The sequence below is a fragment of the Pseudomonas vlassakiae genome (assembly GCF_014269035.2).
GTDB lineage: Bacteria > Pseudomonadota > Gammaproteobacteria > Pseudomonadales > Pseudomonadaceae > Aquipseudomonas > Aquipseudomonas vlassakiae.
On the sequence record NZ_JABWRP020000027.1, the window covers coordinates 1 to 17296 of the forward strand.

The 17296-nt window shown below is 64.3% G+C and carries 19 protein-coding genes; 9 read left to right on the top strand and 10 right to left on the bottom strand.

Annotated features, from left to right (window positions below):
- Window positions 1–195 precede the first annotated feature (195 nt).
- Window positions 196–924: a DUF899 domain-containing protein gene (locus tag HU738_RS23925; RefSeq protein ID WP_186604499.1), complete on the top strand. Its 729-nt coding sequence runs from the start codon at window positions 196–198 to the stop codon at window positions 922–924.
- Between the two features lie 105 nt (window positions 925–1029).
- Window positions 1030–2628, top strand: coding sequence for a sensor domain-containing diguanylate cyclase (locus tag HU738_RS23930; RefSeq protein WP_186604501.1), 1599 nt, complete (start codon window positions 1030–1032; stop codon window positions 2626–2628).
- Here the strand turns inward: HU738_RS23930 and ureG are convergent.
- From ureG to HU738_RS23970, 8 genes are read right to left on the bottom strand one after another with little or no spacing between them, the layout of a single operon-like run.
- Window positions 2591–3214: an urease accessory protein UreG gene (ureG, locus tag HU738_RS23935; protein ID WP_027916761.1), complete on the bottom strand. Its 624-nt coding sequence runs from the start codon at window positions 3212–3214 to the stop codon at window positions 2591–2593. The two genes, HU738_RS23930 and ureG, sit on opposite strands and share 38 nt — an antisense overlap.
- An 11-nt stretch (window positions 3215–3225) precedes the next feature.
- Window positions 3226–3900 carry an urease accessory protein UreF gene (locus tag HU738_RS23940; RefSeq protein ID WP_186604503.1) on the bottom strand — a complete coding sequence of 225 codons (675 nt, stop codon included), beginning with the start codon at window positions 3898–3900 and terminating at the stop codon, window positions 3226–3228.
- Window positions 3900–4445, bottom strand: a complete 546-nt coding sequence (locus HU738_RS23945) for a HupE/UreJ family protein (RefSeq protein ID WP_099813961.1) — start codon at window positions 4443–4445, stop codon at window positions 3900–3902. The genes HU738_RS23940 and HU738_RS23945 overlap by 1 nt, the downstream gene beginning before the upstream one ends.
- 23 nt (window positions 4446–4468) lie before the next feature.
- A complete protein-coding gene (ureE, locus tag HU738_RS23950; RefSeq protein WP_186604505.1) occupies window positions 4469–4960 on the bottom strand; it encodes an urease accessory protein UreE in 492 nt (163 codons plus the stop codon).
- A 10-nt stretch (window positions 4961–4970) separates the two neighbouring features.
- Window positions 4971–6674, bottom strand: coding sequence for an urease subunit alpha (gene ureC, locus HU738_RS23955; protein ID WP_186604507.1), 1704 nt, complete (start codon window positions 6672–6674; stop codon window positions 4971–4973).
- Window positions 6671–6988, bottom strand: a complete 318-nt coding sequence (locus HU738_RS23960; protein WP_099813958.1) for an urease subunit beta — start codon at window positions 6986–6988, stop codon at window positions 6671–6673. The genes ureC and HU738_RS23960 overlap by 4 nt, the downstream gene beginning before the upstream one ends.
- A 19-nt stretch (window positions 6989–7007) precedes the next feature.
- On the bottom strand, window positions 7008–7310 hold the full coding sequence (locus HU738_RS23965) for an urease subunit gamma (RefSeq protein ID WP_027916767.1): 303 nt from the start codon (window positions 7308–7310) through the stop codon (window positions 7008–7010).
- Between the two features lie 9 nt (window positions 7311–7319).
- The gene (locus HU738_RS23970; protein WP_099813957.1) at window positions 7320–8153 is read right to left on the bottom strand and encodes an urease accessory protein UreD; all 834 of its coding nucleotides are present in this window, start codon (window positions 8151–8153) and stop codon (window positions 7320–7322) included.
- 272 nt (window positions 8154–8425) lie between these two features.
- Between HU738_RS23970 and HU738_RS23975 the strand changes: the two genes are divergently transcribed.
- From HU738_RS23975 to HU738_RS23995, 5 genes are all read left to right on the top strand, one after another.
- Complete coding sequence (locus tag HU738_RS23975; RefSeq protein ID WP_176510119.1) at window positions 8426–8803, top strand: glyoxalase superfamily protein; 378 nt, start codon at window positions 8426–8428, stop codon at window positions 8801–8803.
- On the top strand, window positions 8800–9165 hold the full coding sequence (locus tag HU738_RS23980) for a hypothetical protein (protein ID WP_186604509.1): 366 nt from the start codon (window positions 8800–8802) through the stop codon (window positions 9163–9165). Before HU738_RS23975 ends, HU738_RS23980 begins: the two co-directional genes overlap by 4 nt.
- Window positions 9166–9364: 199 nt before the next feature.
- Complete coding sequence (locus tag HU738_RS23985) at window positions 9365–10384, top strand: branched-chain amino acid aminotransferase (protein WP_176510121.1); 1020 nt, start codon at window positions 9365–9367, stop codon at window positions 10382–10384.
- Between the two features lie 145 nt (window positions 10385–10529).
- The gene (locus tag HU738_RS23990; RefSeq protein ID WP_054887312.1) at window positions 10530–11210 is read left to right on the top strand and encodes a response regulator transcription factor; all 681 of its coding nucleotides are present in this window, start codon (window positions 10530–10532) and stop codon (window positions 11208–11210) included.
- Complete coding sequence (locus HU738_RS23995; RefSeq protein WP_186604511.1) at window positions 11188–12579, top strand: sensor histidine kinase; 1392 nt, start codon at window positions 11188–11190, stop codon at window positions 12577–12579. The genes HU738_RS23990 and HU738_RS23995 overlap by 23 nt, the downstream gene beginning before the upstream one ends.
- Window positions 12580–12713: 134 nt before the next feature.
- Here the strand turns inward: HU738_RS23995 and cysS are convergent, their stop codons facing one another.
- Complete coding sequence (cysS, locus tag HU738_RS24000) at window positions 12714–14096, bottom strand: cysteine--tRNA ligase (RefSeq protein ID WP_186604513.1); 1383 nt, start codon at window positions 14094–14096, stop codon at window positions 12714–12716.
- A gap of 9 nt (window positions 14097–14105) precedes the next feature.
- Complete coding sequence (locus tag HU738_RS24005) at window positions 14106–15809, bottom strand: glutamine--tRNA ligase/YqeY domain fusion protein (RefSeq protein WP_186604515.1); 1704 nt, start codon at window positions 15807–15809, stop codon at window positions 14106–14108.
- Between the two features lie 248 nt (window positions 15810–16057).
- Between HU738_RS24005 and HU738_RS24010 the strand changes: the two genes are divergently transcribed.
- Both HU738_RS24010 and HU738_RS24015 read left to right on the top strand, forming a co-directional pair.
- A complete protein-coding gene (locus HU738_RS24010) occupies window positions 16058–16558 on the top strand; it encodes a peptidylprolyl isomerase (RefSeq protein ID WP_054887316.1) in 501 nt (166 codons plus the stop codon).
- Window positions 16555–17277 carry a UDP-2,3-diacylglucosamine diphosphatase gene (locus HU738_RS24015; protein WP_186604517.1) on the top strand — a complete coding sequence of 241 codons (723 nt, stop codon included), beginning with the start codon at window positions 16555–16557 and terminating at the stop codon, window positions 17275–17277. Before HU738_RS24010 ends, HU738_RS24015 begins: the two co-directional genes overlap by 4 nt.
- Window positions 17278–17296 lie beyond the last annotated feature (19 nt).

Sequence of the window (17296 nt, forward strand, 5' to 3'; positions counted from 1 at the left end):
AGGGCCACCAGGCGCCCGCCGCGAGGCATTCAGCGCCTGTGAGATCGAGCGCCGCCCGTGCGGCGCTCGATCTCACAGGCGCCACACATCTAAAGCCAAGCACACCTAACCACTCATCGCCCATCCGCCCTGCCTGTCGATTCCCCGCCCCCTCAAATCGACCAAAAGCTGAATCCCCCAAGCGGAGTCAGCACCATGAGCCCCCCCGATCAGAAACACCCGGTCACCTCACGCGAGGAATGGCTGGCCGCCCGCCGCCAACTGTGGCTGCACGAAAAAGCCTTCACCCACCAACGCGACGAACTGGCCGCTGCCCGCCGTGCCCTGCCCTGGGTCAAGGTCGAACAGCCCTACCGCTTCCACGGCCCGGACGGCGAACTGAGCCTGACCGACCTGTTCGCCGGGCGTAGCCAGCTGCTGGTCTATCACTTCATGTTTGCCGAAGGCTGGAGCGAAGGCTGCCCAGGCTGCTCGTTCCTCGCCGACCATTTCGATGGCGCCAACCTGCATCTGGCCCATCACGACGTCTCGCTGGTCACCGTGTCACGCACGCCCTACCCCGAATTCCAGGCTTTCCGCCGGCGCATGGGCTGGCGCTTCCCCTGGTATTCATCCCACGGCAGCAGTTTCAACGAAGACTTCGGCGTCAGCGTCGGCACCGAGGGCCAACGCCAGTACAACTACGCGCCGTACACCGGCAATGAGGCCGAGCTGCCGGGCCTGAGCGCGTTCTACAAGGACCCGGATGGCACGCTCTACCATACCTACTCCACCTACGCCCGTGGCCTGGACATCCTGGTCAACACCTACAACTTCCTCGACATCGCGCCGCTGGGGCGCAACGAGGCCGGGACCATGGACTGGGTACGGCACCACGATCGCTACGAGGGCCAGCCCGGCAAGCCCCATTGCTGCCATGAGTGACCCGTCGCCCAAGTGCCGCCTGCCGCAAGGTGGCGGCACTTGGGGCAGCAGCCGGGCAGAAACCGGCCATACTTGAGCCCGTCACCCTTGCCGGACAGGCCCACCATGCCCAAGCGCTTGCCCATGATCGACCTGCGAACCCTGGTACTCGGCATCGTCGTGCTGGCCTGCCTGGCGACGCTGGGCAATGCCCTATATGTCGCCTACCGGGTGCAGCACAACACCTTGGTGCAATTCTCCCTGCGGGCCAACCAGGCCTACGCCAGCAAGGTGGCCTCTAGCATCACCGAGTTCCTGCGCTCGGCCCGCAGTCACCTGACCTACAGCGCCCAGCAACTGGCCAGCAACCTGGAAGACCCGGCATTGCTGGACGCCGAAGCCAAGCGCCTGCAAGCCCAGGATGATGACTTCAACTCCATCGTCATCGTCGATGCGCAGGGGCAAGTGCGGGTGGCCTACCCGGATATTCGCCAGATCGCCAGCCACCGCCAGCGCGCCTCGGAAATCCAGCAGGCCATCGATGCCCGCAAGCCGCGGGTCAGCCCTGCGTATACCTCGCGGGGTGGCGAGCTGGTGGTGTTCGTCTCGGAGCCGATCTTCGCCGCGGATGGCCGCTATCTGGGCCTTGTCGGTGGCTCGGTGTTTCTCAAGAAAGAAAGCGAACTGCACTCGGTGATCGGCCAGCACTACCAACATGACGGCACGTTTGCCTTCGTCGCCGACGCCAACCAACGCCTGCTGTACCACCCTGACCATGAACGCATCGGCGCCTTGGCCACCGGCAGCCCGACCATCGAGGCAGCCCTGCGCGGCGAGACCGGCAACCTCGATGCACCCAACTACATCGGCATTCCCATGCTCGCCGGCTTCGCCCCGGTGCCTGACACGCACTGGGCAGTCGTCGCCCAGCAGCCACGCGAACTGGCGCTGGCCCCGCTGCATGAATTGATGCGCAAAGTGCTGTTGTACATAATTCCGGCCAGCCTGATCGGCTTTCTCCTGTTGTTGTGGCTGACCTACTGGCTGATCAAGCCGCTGCGCCAGTTGGCACACGGCGCCACGCACCTTTCAGCCAGCGAAACCGCCAATGAACTGCACCGCATCGACGCCTGGTATGCCGAAGCCGCTGCCATCCGCCGCGCGCTGATCACCGCCGAACGCCTGTTGCAGGAAAAGTTCGGCAAACTGCGCCAGGAAGCCCAGAGCGATGCCCTTACCGGCCTGGCCAACCGCCGGGCGCTGCAACTGGCACTGGATGCCTTGATGGAAAGCGAACGGGCCTATGCCGTGCTGGCCCTGGACATCGATTTCTTCAAACGGGTCAATGACACCTATGGCCATGACGCCGGCGATGACGTGCTCAAGCACCTGGGGGAAGTGCTGCGGCAGAATTCCCGCCTGCATGACCTGCCTTGCCGGGTAGGCGGCGAGGAGTTCACCATGCTGTTGCCCGATACCACCCTGGCCGATGCCCGGCGTATCGCCGAGCGCATCCGTGAGGCGGTCGAGCAGGCCGACACGCCCCACTGCGGCAAACTCACCCTGTCGGTCGGTGTGGCCTGCCGCCAGCCCGACACCGAACTGGCCGAGACCCTGCTCAAACAGGCCGACGAGATGCTGTACAAGGCCAAGCAGAATGGCCGCAACCGCGTCGAGGTGCTGGACTTCAGCCCCTCACACCCAGCATCCCCCGCTCCACGATGAAATCGATCACGGCTTGCAGGCCTTCGCCTTTCTTGAGGTTACTGAACGTCCACGGGCGCTGCGGGCGCATACGCTGGGTGTCACGCTCCATCACCTCCAGCGAAGCCCCCACGTAAGGCGCCAGGTCGGTCTTGTTGATCACCAGGAAATCCGACTTGGTGATGCCAGGCCCCCCCTTGCGCGGGATCTTCTCGCCCTCGGCCACGTCGATCACATAGATGGTCAGGTCGGCCAGTTCAGGGCTGAAGGTGGCACTGAGGTTGTCGCCACCGCTTTCGACGAAGATCACTTCAAGGTTGCCGAACTTGCGCGCCAGCGCTTCGACGGCGGCCAGGTTCATCGAGGCATCTTCGCGGATGGCGGTGTGCGGGCAGCCACCGGTCTCGACGCCGACGATACGTTCAGGCTCCAGGGCACCGGCCTCGGTGAGGATGCGCTGGTCTTCCTTGGTGTAGATGTCATTGGTGACCACGGCGATCTGGTAGTGATCGCGCATGGCCTTGCACAGGCATTCGAGCAGCGCGGTCTTGCCAGAGCCGACCGGGCCGCCGACACCGACGCGCAGGGGTTGCTGATAGCTTTGCATGTAGGCAGTCCTCAGGAACGGAACAAACGGGTGTATTGGGTTTCGTGACGCGAAGAAGCGATTGCCAGCAGCGGCAGGCTGCCGCCGAGCTGGTCATCGGCCAAGGCCAAGGCCTGGTCCAGTACGCCGGGCAGTTCAGCCCCCAGGTCGCGCAGCAGGGTCTGCGCCGCCTGCTGGCCGAACGGCACCAGCTTGACCCCGGCCATCACCGCGCCTTCGAGCCAGGCGAAGGCATGGCCGAGGGCCAACTGGCGCAGCGGAATCTGCCAGTGGGCGGCCAGCCAGGCCATGCCGCCAAGCTGGCTGAGTTCAAGGCTGGCGCGCCAGGCCGGGCCCTGGCCCAGCTGCCAGCCATCGAGCAGGCGCGCCAGGGCCGAGCCACGCTGCTGCTCTTCCAGCCGCAGTTCGGCGGTTTCGCGGTTGGCCAGCAGGAACCTGCTCCAGTGCGCAAAGGCCTCTGCATCGCCTGCCTCGCAGGCGCGATACAGGCGCGCCAGCACCGGCCAATCCAGACAAGCCAGGGTGTCGTGCAGCTGCTCCCGTTGCCAGGCGCTGAAGCTGGCAGTGTCACGCACCCAGCCAGCCTCCACGGCCCACTCCAACCCTTGTGAGTAGGTGAAGCCACCCACCGGCAGGCCAGGGCTGGCCAGCTGCAGCAGACGCAGCAGTGCCAGGTCGCTGTTCATCAACCGGCCAGCACCAGCGCGGCGCCAGCCAGCATGCCGCCACCGAAGGCCTTCTGCAGGCCGCTATGACGGCGCAGCAGGCATCCGACGCCGAAGCCGACGGCCAGCAGCAGGCCGCTGACCGTGACGAAGCCAGCGCTGAACATCCAGAAAGCGCTTGGCGTGGCTTCCACGCCGTGCGCCCAGCCGTGGAACAAGGCAAACACCGGCATGGCCAGGGCCAGCAGCAACTGACGGCGCGGCAGCAGCACGGCAACGGCAGCCACCAGCACCGACACGGCAATCATGCTTTCCATGCCCAGCACATCGCCGAACAGGTGGCCACATACGGCACCTGCGAACATCGAGGCCAGGGTGGCCAGTGGCAGGGCGAGGTTGCGACGGGTCAGCGCAGCCAGCACACCGGTACCCAGCAGCATCAGCAGGTGGTCAAGACCGGTCAGCGGGTGCAGCAAGCCATCCTGCAGCGGGTTGCCGTCGTGACCAGGGTGGGCGAAAGCTGGCAGTGCGACCATCAGCAGGGCAAGGGCGAAAGTCTTTTTCATGGTGGGCTCCTTGTATGAGGGATTCAGGAATGGGCTGGCAGGCGCACGAACGGGTGGTCGTTGCCATGGCTGTGACTGTGGCTGTGCGGTGCGCTCTGGTAGGCGCCGGCTTCAGGCTCGAACGGTGCCTGCTCGGCCAGCACCGTCAGGCCCAGGCCACGCAGCATCTCGTCGAGCACATGATCGTGCTGGTAACGCAGCAGGCCTGGCTCGATCTGCAAGGGCACATGACGGTTACCCAGGTGATAGGCGGCACGGGCCAGCAGATGCGGGTCGTCGCAGCGCACCGTCGAAACCGCTTCAGCTGCAGCGAGGATGCGGATCACCTGGTTGCCTGCGGCATCGGCAAGCAGCTCGCCACCGCGCAGCAGGTGGCCACGTTCGAGCATCAGGCCGGCTTCGCGGCCGTCATCGAGGACCACGCGCAGGCGGCTCTTGATGCGGCTGTCGACGTCCAGGGTCACAGTACCGGTGACGCTCTCGGATGCCTCGATCCGACGGGTCAGGACAATCATCTTCACTCCTTCAGAACAGGAAATAACGCTGGGCCAGCGGCAGTTCGCTGGCCGGCTCGCACACCAGCAACTCGCCGTCGGCGCGTACCTGGTAGGTCTGCGAGTCGACTTCGATCACTGGCTGCAAGGTGTTGTGGACCATGTCGGCCTTGCGCACCCGGCGGCAGCCGTGGGCCACGCCGATCAGGCTCTGCAGCCCCAACGCCTGGTGCAGGCCACGGTCCATGGCGGCCTGGGGCAGGAAGGTCATGCGCGTGGCGTGACGGGCCGCACCCAGGCCACCGAACATCGGCCGGTAGTGCACTGGCTGCGGGGTTGGAATCGAACCGTTGATGTCGCCCATCGGCGCGGTGGCGATCATCCCGCCCTTGATCACCAAGGCCGGTTTGACCGCGAAGAACGCCGGTGACCAGAGCACCAGGTCAGCCAGCTTGCCCACTTCCACCGAACCGACTTCATGGGCGATACCGTGGGTCAATGCCGGGTTGAGGGTGTACTTGGCGATGTAGCGCTTGACCCGGAAGTTGTCACTGTATGCGCTGTCCGGCGCCAGCGGGCCGCGACGCAGCTTCATCTGGTGCGCCACTTGCCAGGTGCGCAGCACCACTTCGCCGACCCGGCCCATGGCCTGGGAGTCGGACGAGGTCATGGCGAAGGCGCCCATGTCGTGGAGGATGTCTTCGGCGGCAATGGTCTCGCGGCGGATTCGCGACTCGGCAAAGGCCACGTCCTCGGCAATGCTCGGGTCCAGGTGGTGACAGACCATCAGCATGTCGAGGTGCTCGTCGACGGTGTTGACCGTGTACGGCAGGGTCGGGTTGGTCGAGGACGGCAGCACGTTGGCCTGCCCTGCCGCACGGATGATGTCCGGGGCGTGGCCGCCACCGGCACCTTCGGTATGGAAGGTATGGATGGTGCGGTCACCAATGGCAGCCAAGGTGTCTTCGATGCAGCCCGACTCGTTCAAGGTGTCGGTGTGGATCGCCACCTGGATATCCATCTCTTCGGCCACACCCAGGCAGCAATCGATGGCGGCCGGGGTCGAGCCCCAGTCCTCGTGCAGCTTCAGGCCCACGGCACCGGCGGCGATCTGCTCGCGCAGCGCTTCGGGGCGCGAGGCGTTGCCCTTGCCCAGCAGGCCGATGTTGATCGGCAGGCAATCGGCGGCCTGGAGCATCCGCGCCAGGTACCACGGCCCGGGCGTGCAGGTGGTGGCATTGGTGCCGGTGGCCGGGCCGGTGCCGCCGCCAATGAAGGTAGTGACGCCACTGGTCAGCGCCTCATCGACCTGCTGCGGGCAGATGAAGTGAATGTGCGAATCGATGCCGCCGGCGGTGACGATCTTGCCCTCGGCGGCGATCACCTCGGTACCTGGGCCGACCGGCACGGTCACGCCCGGTTGCACGTCGGGATTGCCGGCCTTGCCGATGGCAGCGATGCGCCCGCGCTTGACGCCGATATCGGCCTTGACGATGCCCCAGTGATCAATGATCAGCGCATTGGTCAGCACCAGGTCCATGGCCTCGGCCGCGAGCATCTGGCCTTGGCCCATGCCGTCGCGGATGACCTTGCCGCCACCGAACTTGACCTCTTCGCCATAGACCGTAAAGTCCTTTTCGACCTCAACCCACAACGCGGTATCGGCCAGGCGAACGCGGTCGCCGACGGTGGGGCCGAACATGTCGGCGTAGGCCCGACGGGAAATACGGCTCATGCCCTACCCTCCAGTGCGCCATTGACCTTGCCCTGGAAGCCGTACACTTCACGCTTGCCGGCGTAGGCCACCAGTTGCACGGTGCGCGCCTGGCCCGGCTCGAAGCGTACGGCGGTGCCAGCCGGTATATCGAGGCGAAAACCACGGGTCGGCTCACGCTCGAACACCAGCGCATCGTTGACCTCGTAGAAGTGGTAGTGCGAACCGACCTGCACCGGCCGGTCACCATGGTTGGCCACGCTGACGCTGACCGTGTCACGGCCGACGTTGAGTTCGATGTCGCCAGCGGCGACCTGAATTTCACCTGGGATCATGCTGGGCTCCTGCTCCAGGTCAGACGATAGGGTCGTGCACGGTCACCAGCTTGGTGCCGTCGGGGAAGGTCGCCTCGACCTGCACGTCATGCAGCATCTCGGCGACGCCCTCCATGACCTGCTCGCGGCCAATCACTTCGCGGCCCAGGCTCATCAGCTCGGCCACCGTGCGGCCATCGCGGGCGCCTTCGAGCACCGCAGCGCTGATCAGCGCAACCGCCTCCGGGTAGTTGAGCTTCAGGCCACGGGCCAGCCGCCGTTCGGCCAGCAGCGCGGCGGTGAACAACAGCAGTTTGTCTTTCTCTCTCGGGGTCAGCTCCATGGCGCTCTCTCAAGTGGCCCAGATGCGCGGCGGGCATGCAGCCAGGCCGAGAACGGCCGGGCGCAGGGCATGCCAGAGGCGCTGCAGGGTGTGTTGCAGGTGTTGGTTGTCATGATCGAGCAGGCGGATCACCAACAGCGAACCGAGCAAGGTGGCGCCTGCGGGGGTATCCAGTTCATCGAGCAGCGCGCGCACCTGCTCCAGCACGGCCGGGGTCGCAGGCGCTGCGCAGAAGGTGGCGACCAGCGGGTGGCCGCCGACCTTGGCCAGTTGCCCGCCGGCAATGCGCAGCCGCTCGTGCAGGCCGGGGTCGCCGGGCAGCTCGATGCACAGGCGGCTGTCCAGTGCACCCTGTTCGAAACGCTCGTTCATCACCGGCCGGCCCAGGCACAGGGTTTCCCAGGCCAACAGCTTCGCCCCCGGTTCCAGGGTGAAGCGGCTGTCGAGGCTGGCGCGGGCGCCGTTGAACAAGATGCTGTCCTGCGGCAGCCATTCCAGGGTGCTGCCGGCCTGCAGGTGGAAGCGCTGGGCCAGCCGGGCGGTGGGGCCGATGCTGCGGTAGAACTTGCTGGCACCCGGCATGGTCAGCAGCGCATGGCTGCCCGGCTCGAGGTGGATATCCAGCTCCAGCCGGTCACCGGCAACGATGCCGCCGGGCGGGTGCAACACATACACGTGGCACGGTCCACCCTCTGGGTAGAACGGGCGCTGCACCAAAAGCGGGCCGAAATGCCGGCGCGCACCAATGCGGGTCACGCCATTGCGCTCGACGAAGCGCAACTGCAAGTGCGCGCTCCAGCCGGCGTCCTGCTCCGATGGTTCGATCTGCTCCGCGAGCGACATCCTGCGGCCCCTTGATATCCGTGGCCTGACGGCCGTTTTGAGGGTCATGCGTGGCCTTTTCGGGCAACTGCAGACTGACCACTCGATCAAATTTCGCTGGCTGGATATAGCAGGTTGCGGGCCAACTACGCAGGTGAATGAAGATGAAACCTTCACGGCGACGGCTCTGGCATGGGGCATAGGGGGTTAAATCGCACATTGCCGGGGCGGCACTTGGCCCTGTTTCGGTGCTGCGCTACAGTCTCTGTTTTACCTACGGCCAAGGAACCGCCATGCCCCTCGCCCCTGCCATTCCGGTCCTGCGGATTTTCTCGGTCGACAAGGCCAAGGAGTTTTATCTCGACTTCATGGGCTTTCAGCTCGACTGGGAGCACCGCTTCAGCCCGGACCTGCCGCTCTACGCGCAGATCCACCGGGACGGCCTGATCCTGCACCTGAGCGAGCACCACGGCGATGCCTGCCCAGGCTCGACCGTGTTCGCCCGCACTGAAGACCTGCGCGCACTGGAGCGGGAACTGCTGGACAAGAAGTACGGCTACGCCCGCCCCCAGGCCGAGCGGGTGGACTGGGGGTTGCAGATGCAGATTCGCGACCCGTTCGGCAACCTGTTGCGCTTCTGCCAGCAGATTGATGATGAGAGCGCTCAATGAAAGCCCTGAGAAAACGCGACCTAGCGCGCCTTGAGCGTGAGCTGGTCGCCTGCCTGACTGACGCTTGCGAAGCCGCCAAGGCAGAGATCTTAGGGTTCAGCTGGCTGACCCATCGGCTGGATCCGGATGACTTTCCGGCTAGCTTGCGCATTACCTGGGTGTTCGAGCGTGAGGCCGAAAAAGCAGCAGCGTTGGCTGGGGAGACCAAGGCACGCATGCTGGCGCTGACGACACAGGCGCTCGATGAGGCCGGTGTGAAGCTGGACCACGTTGCCTGGCATGTACGACTCGACAGTGAAGAGGCCTGTAATCGCAGCCATGCTGGCGATTGGAGTCGACGGCTTGCGGGTGCCAGCCGATAGAGGTTCAGCGCCTGTGAGATCGAGCACCGCCCGCGCGGCGCTCGATCTCACATGCCATGAAAAACCACCGTCCTACACCTGCCAGCCCCCCAATTCGTGACTGACCGTTCCCGATCCGCGATGGATGTATTATCGTGGCGAGGTGCGCATATAACAGCAGCCCGAGCGATCGGGCACTTGCAAGACAATCGAGGGTGTCATGAGTAACGAAAGCATTAACTGGGACAAGCTGGGTTTCGACTACATCAAGACCGACAAGCGCTACCTGTCCGTATGGCGCAATGGTGAGTGGGACAAAGGCACCCTGACCGAAGACAACGTGCTGCACATCAGTGAAGGCTCCACCGCCCTGCACTATGGCCAGCAGTGCTTCGAAGGCCTCAAGGCCTACCGTTGCAAGGACGGCTCGATCAACCTGTTCCGCCCAGACCAGAACGCCGCCCGCATGCAGCGCAGCTGCGCGCGCCTGCTGATGCCGCAGGTGCCGACCGATGTCTTCATCGAAGCGTGCAAGCAAGTGGTCAAGGCCAACGAGAAGTTCGTCCCGCCGCACGGCAAAGGCGCCCTGTACCTGCGCCCGTTCGTCATCGGCACCGGCGACAACATTGGCGTGCGCACCGCCCCCGAGTTCATCTTCTCGATCTTCGCAATCCCGGTTGGCTCGTACTTCAAGGGCGGCATGAAACCGCACAACTTCCAGATCTCCAGCTTCGACCGTGCCGCCCCTCAGGGCACTGGCGCAGCCAAGGTCGGTGGTAACTACGCGGCCAGCCTGCAGCCAGGCGCCGAGGCCAAGAAGGCCAACTTCGCCGACGCCATCTACCTCGATCCGCTGACCCATACCAAGATCGAGGAAGTCGGTTCGGCCAACTTCTTCGGCATCACCGCCAACAACGAATTCGTCACCCCGAAATCGGCCTCGGTACTGCCAGGCATCACCCGCCTGTCGCTGATGGAACTGGCACAAGCGCGCCTGGGCCTGACCGTGATCGAAGGCGACGTCGAGATCAACAAGCTCGACCGCTTCGTCGAAGCCGGCGCTTGCGGTACCGCTGCGGTGATCACCCCGATCGGTGGTATCGAGTACAACGGCAAGCTGCACGTGTTCCACGATCTGGAAAAGGTCGGCCCGGTCACCCAGAAGCTCTACAACGAGCTGACCGGCATCCAGAGCGGCGACGTCGAAGCGCCAGCCGGCTGGATCGTCAAGGTCGCCTGAGACGCTGCACCACGCTGATCGACGGGGCATGCCAGACACTGGCATGCCCCGTTTTGTTTTACCCGGCGTAGATGAATTTTTCTTAAATCGCCGTTTGGCTATTCTTTGGCACAATCAAGTCTCCAATAGACGCCCAGGAACGAGCATGCCACGCGTACTGACCATCGAAGACGACGCCGTCACCGGCCAGGAAATCGTCGCCGAACTCTCCAGCCACGGCCTGGAAGTGGATTGGGCCGACAACGGCCGCGAGGGCCTGGCCAAGGCCATCGCCGGCGGTTACGACCTGATCACCGTAGACCGGATGCTGCCCGAGGTCGATGGCCTGACGATCGTCACCACCCTGCGCAACCTGAAAATCACCACGCCGATCCTGATGATCAGCGCCCTGTCCGACGTGGATGAGCGCGTGCGCGGCCTGCGCGCCGGCGGCGACGACTACCTGACCAAGCCGTTCGCCTCCGACGAAATGGCGGCACGGGTCGAAGTGTTGTTGCGCCGCAACAGTGTACCGATGACCCAGACCCGCCTGCAGGTCGCCGACCTGCAGCTGGACCTGATCAGCCACGAAGCCCGCCGCGGCGAGCAGACCCTCAACCTGCTACCCACCGAGTACAAACTGCTGGAATACCTGATGCGCCACAGCGGCCAGGTGATCACGCGGATGATGATCTTCGAGGAAGTCTGGGGCTACCACTTCGACCCGGGCACCAACCTGATCGACGTGCACATCGGGCGCCTGCGCAAGAAAATCGACTCCCCCGGCCAGTCGCCGCTGATCCGTACGGTACGGGGCTCGGGCTATGCCATTGCTGAACCCGTCTAAGGGCTGGAGCTCGTCCACCAGCCGCCTGCTGGCGCTGTACAGTTTCCTCTTCGTGGCCTGGAGCAGCATCCTCATGGGGGTGCTGTATTTCGAGGTGTCCAGCTACCTGAACAAGCTGACCCGCCACTCGATGCTGCAGCGCCAGCACCTGTTCGCACACATGAGCGGCAAGCAGCTCGACGATGCCCTGGTCGCCAGCCAGGCGTTCGAGGAACGCAGTTTCGATGCCTATGGCCTGTTCGACGCCCAGTTCAACCCGGTGGGCGGGCGGATTCGCGCGATCCCCCCGGACCTGGGCCTGGACGGCAAGGTGCACGAACTCAAGCGCTGCCTGGATGCCGATGACCCGCACATGCCACGTGACAGCTGCGATGCGGTGGCGATCAGGGTGCAAGATGGCCGTTGGCTGGTGCTGTTCCGCGACAATGGCTCACTGTTCGTGGTCACCCGCATCATCCTGCATGCCTTGCTGTGGGGCATCTCGCTGACCCTGATTCCGGGGTTTGCCGGCTGGTACCTGCTACGCCGCCGCCCGCTCAAGCGCATTCGTGCCATTCAGGCCCAGGCCGAGCTGATCGTTGCCGGCGACCTCACCCACCGCTTGCCACTGTCAGCGCGCCGCGATGAGCTGGACATGCTGGCCGATATCGTCAACGCCATGCTCGACCGCATCGAGCGGCTGATGCATGAAGTCAAAGGCGTCTGCGACAACATCGCCCACGACTTGCGCACGCCCCTTACCCGCTTGCGGGCCCAGCTTTACCGTATTCGTCAGCAAAGCGCGCACGATTCACCACAAGCCGAAGCGCTGGACCAGGCGATTGGTGAGACCGATACGTTGATGGCACGCTTTCGTGGCTTGCTGCGCATCAGCGAGCTGGAAGACCGCCAGCGCCGCGCCGGCTTCGTTCAGCTTGATCCGCACGACTTGCTGGTGGAACTGCACGACTTCTATCTGCCGCTGGCCGAAGATGGCGGCATTCGCCTCAACCTGGAACAGCCGGCCCAGTTACCGGCGCTGCACGGTGATCGCGAGTTGCTGTTCGAAGCACTGGCCAACCTGGTGGGCAATGCCATCAAGTTCACGCCCGAAGACGGCCGGGTTGCCATCAAGGCGACCCAGGATGAGCTGGGGGTGCACATTGCCGTCGAAGACAGCGGGCCGGGGATTCCCGAAGAGGAGCGCGCTGCGGTGCTGAAGCGGTTCTATCGCAGCGAGGAAGGCCACCGCCATTCCGGGTTCGGGCTGGGGTTGTCGATCGTTGCCGCGATCGTCGACCTGCACGGGTTCGGGCTGGAGATTGGCGAGAGCGAGCTGGGTGGGGCGAAACTGGTGTTGCACTGCCCGCTGGCCGGGGTAGCCAAGTAAAAGCCGGGGCCGCTTTGCGGCCCATCGCGGCCAAAGCTGCTCCTGCAGGGGCTGCACCACGCTTGCATGCTGCGCGGTCCCTGTAGGAGCGGCTTTAGCCGCGATGGGCTGCAAAGCAGCCCCCGTTACGCCGATCAGTCAGCCAGACGCCAGGTAGTAGCGCCCTTGCTGTCTTCCAGCACCACACCCATGGCCGTGATCTGGTCACGGATACGGTCGGACTCAGCCCAGTTCTTGTCCGCACGCGCCTGCAGACGCGCCTGGATCAAGGCTTCCACCTGCGCCGCATCGACCTTGCCTTCGGCGCCGGCACGCAGGAAATCATCGGCCTCCAGCTGCAGCACACCCAGCACATCGCCCAGCTCACGCAGGCGACCGGCCAGGCCCGCCGCCGCATCGACATCGCTGTCACGCAGGCGGTTGATCTCGCGCACCAGGTCAAACAGCACGGCGCACGCTTCCGGGGTACCGAAGTCGTCGTTCATCGCCACGCTGAAGCGCTCTACGAACGCCTCGCCACCCTTGGCGGCAACCCGCGGCAGGCCACGCAGCGCGTGGTAGAAGCGCTCCAGGGCGCCCTTGGCATCGCGCAGGCTGTCTTCGGAGTAGTTGATGGCGCTGCGGTAGTGGCTGGCCACCAGCAGGTAGCGCACCACCTCCGGGTGATACTTGTCGAGCACGTCGCGAATGGTGAAGAAGTTGTTCAGCGACTTGGACATCTTCTCGCCGTTGATACGGATCATGCCGCAGTGCATCCAGCTGTTGGCGTACTGCTTGCCAGTGGCCGCCTCGCTCTGCGCGATCTCGTTCTCGTGGTGCGGGAACTCCAGGTCGCTGCCACCGCCGTGGATGTCGAAGCTCTCACCCAGGCAGCAGGTGGACATCACCGAGCACTCGATGTGCCAGCCCGGACGGCCCGGGCCCCACGGCGAATCCCAGTACGGCTCGCCCGGCTTGACGCCTTTCCACAGGACGAAGTCCAGTGGGTCCTGCTTGGCCTCGTCGACCTCGATGCGGGCACCGATGCGCAGGTCTTCGATCTTCTTGCGCGACAGCTTGCCGTAACCGGCGAACTTGCCGACCCGGTAGTACACGTCGCCGTTGCCGGGCGAGTAGGCGTAGCCCTTGTCGATCAAGGTCTGGATCATCGCGTGCATGCCGGCGATATGGTCGGTGGCACGCGGCTCCAGGTCCGGCTTGAGGATGTTCAGGCGGCGCTCGTCTTCGTGCATCGCGTCGATCATGCGCGCGGTCAGGGCATCGAACGCCTCGCCGTTTTCGTTGGCGCGGTTGATGATCTTGTCGTCGATGTCGGTGATGTTGCGCACGTAGGTCAGGTCGTAGCCGCTTTTACGCAGCCAGCGGGTCACCAGGTCGAACGCCACCATGCTGCGGCCATGGCCAAGGTGGCAGTAGTCGTACACGGTCATGCCGCACACGTACATGCGCACCTTGTTGCCATCGAGCGGCTTGAAGGCCTCCTTGGTCTTGCTCAGCGTGTTGTAGATGGTAAGCACGGCGGTTCCTTAGCTGCCCCAGGAGTCACGCAGGGTGACGGTGCGGTTGAACACCGGGCGACCCGGCTGGCTGTCCTTGAGGTCGGCGCAGAAGTAGCCTTCGCGCTCGAACTGGAAGCGGTCCTCAGGCTGCGCCTGGCCCAGCGATGGCTCGGCGCGGCAGGCCTTCAGCACTTGCAGCGAATCCGGGTTGATGTTGTCGAGGAAGCTGCCGCCGTCTTCGGTCTTTTCCGGGTTGGCGGAGCGGAACAGGCGGTCGTACAGGCGCACTTCGCACTCGACACTGCCTTCGGCCGGTACCCAGTGGATCACGCCCTTGACCTTGCGGCCTTCCGGGTTCTTGCCCAGGGTGTCCGGGTCATACGAGCAGCGCAGCTCGACGATGTTGCCGTCGGCATCCTTGATCGCCTCGTCGGCGCGGATCACGTAGCTGCCGCGCAGGCGCACTTCACCGGCGGGCTCCAGGCGCTTGTAGCCCTTTGGCGGCTCTTCCATGAAGTCGTCGCGGTCGATGTACAGCTCGCGGGCGAACGGCAGCACGCGCATGCCCATGTCTTCCTTCGGGTGGCGCGGCAGTTCAAGCTGCTCGACCTGGCCTTGCGGATAGTTGGTGATGACCACCTTCAGCGGGCGCAGCACGCACATGGCGCGTGGCGCGGTGCGGTCGAGGTCGTCACGGATACTGAATTCGAGCATCGACATGTCGACCACGCCGTCGGAACGGTTGGTACCGATCATTTCGCAGAAGTTGCGGATCGACGCCGGGGTATAGCCGCGGCGGCGGAAGCCCGACAGGGTCGACATGCGCGGGTCGTCCCAGGCACTGACGTGCTTTTCGTCGACCAGTTGCTTGAGCTTGCGCTTGGAGGTGATGGTGTAGTTCAGGTTCAGGCGGCTGAACTCGTACTGGCGCGGGTGCGCCGGGACCGGCAGGTTGTCGAGGAACCAGTCGTACAGCGGGCGGTGGCCTTCGAACTCGAGGGTGCAGATCGAGTGGGTGATGCCTTCGATGGCGTCCGACTGCCCGTGGGTGAAGTCGTAGTTCGGGTAGATGCACCACTTGTCACCGGTCTGGTGGTGGTGGGCATGGCGGATGCGGTACAGGATCGGGTCGCGCAGGTTCATGTTCGGCGAAGCCATGTCGATCTTGGCACGCAGCACGCGCTCGCCATCCTTGAACTCGCCGGCCTTCATGCGCGCGAACAGGTCGAGGTTCTCCTCGACGCCGCGCTCGCGGAACGGGCTGTTCTTGCCGGGCTCGGTCAGGCTGCCACGGTATTCCTTGGCCTGATCAGGGGTCAGGTCGCAGACATAGGCCTTGCCACGCTTGATCAGTTCAACGGCCCAGTCGTGCAGCTGGTCGAAGTAGTCGGAGGCATAGCGCACCTCGCCAGCCCAGTCGAAGCCCAGCCATTTCACGTCGCGCTGGATGGCGTCGATGTATTCCTGGTCTTCCTTGGCCGGGTTGGTGTCGTCGAAGCGCAGGTGGCAGACGCCGCCGAACTCCTTGGCCAGGCCGAAGTTGACACAGATCGACTTGGCGTGGCCGATGTGCAGGTAGCCATTGGGCTCCGGCGGGAAGCGGGTGACGATGCTGCTGTGCTTGCCCGAGTCCAGGTCGGCCTGGATGATCGGCCGCAGGAAGTTCGCAGGGACAGCGGGGGCGCCTTTGGCAGCGGCGTTGGGCGCGTTGTCGGCAGTGGGCTTGCTCATAGGATCCTTGAATGCACGTGTCCGGCCTGGGTAGGCCGATTGAATCAAAGGGCCTATCATAGCCGAAGCAGTCAAGCTGCTGACAGCCGGGCACCGACAAACTGGCGCGATTTATCGCGAACCGTGCAAAATGGCCGCTGCGCGCCATGAACCATCGACATGTGTCGCGGTTGCCCGATCTTGCGTCAGGTGACTAAACGCGCCCTGCGCACCCTATTCCCGTATGCCTTGAAAGAGCGAATTTCAGCATGTCCAAAGTCAAACTGACCACCAACCACGGCGACATCGTTCTGCAACTGAACGCCGAGAAAGCGCCGCTGACCACCGAAAACTTCGTTCAGTACGTCAAGGATGGCCACTACAACGGCACCGTGTTCCACCGTGTGATCAAGGGCTTCATGATTCAGGGCGGCGGTTTCGAAGCCGGCATGAACCAGAAGAAGACCCGTGCCAGCATCCAGAACGAAGCCGACAACGGCCTGAAGAACACCAAGTACAGCATTGCCATGGCCCGCACCATGGAGCCGCACTCCGCCTCGGCGCAGTTCTTCATCAACGCCGCCGACAACGACTTCCTCAACCACAGCGGCAAGAACGTACAGGGTTGGGGCTACGCCGTGTTCGGTGAAGTGACCGAAGGCCGTGAAATCGTCGATGCGATCGAAAAAGTTGCCACCGGCTCCAAGGCTGGCCACCAGGACGTGCCGAAGGACGACGTGATCATCGAGAAAGCCGAGATCATTGAGTGATCCTGCTGATCTCCGATCTGCACCTGCAAGAAGAACGCCCGGACATCACCCGGGCGTTTCTTGATCTGCTCGACGGCCGCGCCCGTCACGCCAAGGCGTTGTACATCCTCGGTGATTTTTTTGAAGCGTGGATCGGCGACGACGCCATGACACCGTTCCAGCAGTCGATCTGCCAGGCCTTGCGCCAGCTCAGCGACAGCGGCACGGCGATCTACCTGATGCATGGCAACCGCGACTTCCTGATTGGCCAGGACTTCTGCACGGCCGCTGGCTGCACACTGCTGGCCGACCCCAGCGTGATCGAGCTGGGCGGTGAACCGGTGCTGCTGATGCATGGCGACACCCTGTGCACCCGCGACCTGGCCTACATGAAGATGCGCCGTTACCTGCGCAACCCGGTGAGCCTGTGGATCCTTCGGCACCTGCCGCTGGCCACCCGGCAGAAACTGGCGCGCAAGCTGCGCAGCGAAAGCCGTGCGCAGACGCGCATGAAGGCTACCGAGATCGTCGACGTCACGCCGGAAGAAGTGCCGAAAGTGATGGCGGCGCACGGCGTACGCACGCTGGTGCATGGCCACACCCACCGGCCGGCGATTCACAAGCTGGTGGTCGAAGGTGAACCGGCCCGGCGCATCGTGCTGGGGGATTGGGACCGACGGGGCTGGACCTTGCAGGTCGACGGGCAAGGCTTTGCCCTGGAGCCGTTCGAGTTCTCCTGAAAGCCCAAGTCGCCCTTTT

What these genes read in the sequence shown, in the direction of transcription:
- HU738_RS23975 (WP_176510119.1), top strand. Translation starts at nt 8,426, where the DNA reads ATGCCCCTCGCCCCTGCCATTCCGGTCCTGCGGATTTTCTCGGTCGAC.
- HU738_RS24005 (WP_186604515.1), bottom strand. Translation starts at nt 15,809, where the DNA reads ATGAGCAAGCCCACTGCCGACAACGCGCCCAACGCCGCTGCCAAAGGC.
- HU738_RS23925 (WP_186604499.1), top strand. Translation starts at nt 196, where the DNA reads ATGAGCCCCCCCGATCAGAAACACCCGGTCACCTCACGCGAGGAATGG.
- HU738_RS24010 (WP_054887316.1), top strand. Translation starts at nt 16,058, where the DNA reads ATGTCCAAAGTCAAACTGACCACCAACCACGGCGACATCGTTCTGCAA.
- HU738_RS23985 (WP_176510121.1), top strand. Translation starts at nt 9,365, where the DNA reads ATGAGTAACGAAAGCATTAACTGGGACAAGCTGGGTTTCGACTACATC.
- HU738_RS23945 (WP_099813961.1), bottom strand. Translation starts at nt 4,445, where the DNA reads ATGAAAAAGACTTTCGCCCTTGCCCTGCTGATGGTCGCACTGCCAGCT.
- HU738_RS23970 (WP_099813957.1), bottom strand. Translation starts at nt 8,153, where the DNA reads ATGTCGCTCGCGGAGCAGATCGAACCATCGGAGCAGGACGCCGGCTGG.
- HU738_RS23990 (WP_054887312.1), top strand. Translation starts at nt 10,530, where the DNA reads ATGCCACGCGTACTGACCATCGAAGACGACGCCGTCACCGGCCAGGAA.
- ureG (WP_027916761.1), bottom strand. Translation starts at nt 3,214, where the DNA reads ATGCAAAGCTATCAGCAACCCCTGCGCGTCGGTGTCGGCGGCCCGGTC.
- HU738_RS23980 (WP_186604509.1), top strand. Translation starts at nt 8,800, where the DNA reads ATGAAAGCCCTGAGAAAACGCGACCTAGCGCGCCTTGAGCGTGAGCTG.
- HU738_RS23995 (WP_186604511.1), top strand. Translation starts at nt 11,188, where the DNA reads ATGCCATTGCTGAACCCGTCTAAGGGCTGGAGCTCGTCCACCAGCCGC.
- HU738_RS23965 (WP_027916767.1), bottom strand. Translation starts at nt 7,310, where the DNA reads ATGGAGCTGACCCCGAGAGAGAAAGACAAACTGCTGTTGTTCACCGCC.
- HU738_RS23940 (WP_186604503.1), bottom strand. Translation starts at nt 3,900, where the DNA reads ATGAACAGCGACCTGGCACTGCTGCGTCTGCTGCAGCTGGCCAGCCCT.
- ureE (WP_186604505.1), bottom strand. Translation starts at nt 4,960, where the DNA reads ATGATTGTCCTGACCCGTCGGATCGAGGCATCCGAGAGCGTCACCGGT.
- ureC (WP_186604507.1), bottom strand. Translation starts at nt 6,674, where the DNA reads ATGAGCCGTATTTCCCGTCGGGCCTACGCCGACATGTTCGGCCCCACC.
- HU738_RS23960 (WP_099813958.1), bottom strand. Translation starts at nt 6,988, where the DNA reads ATGATCCCAGGTGAAATTCAGGTCGCCGCTGGCGACATCGAACTCAAC.
- HU738_RS23930 (WP_186604501.1), top strand. Translation starts at nt 1,030, where the DNA reads ATGCCCAAGCGCTTGCCCATGATCGACCTGCGAACCCTGGTACTCGGC.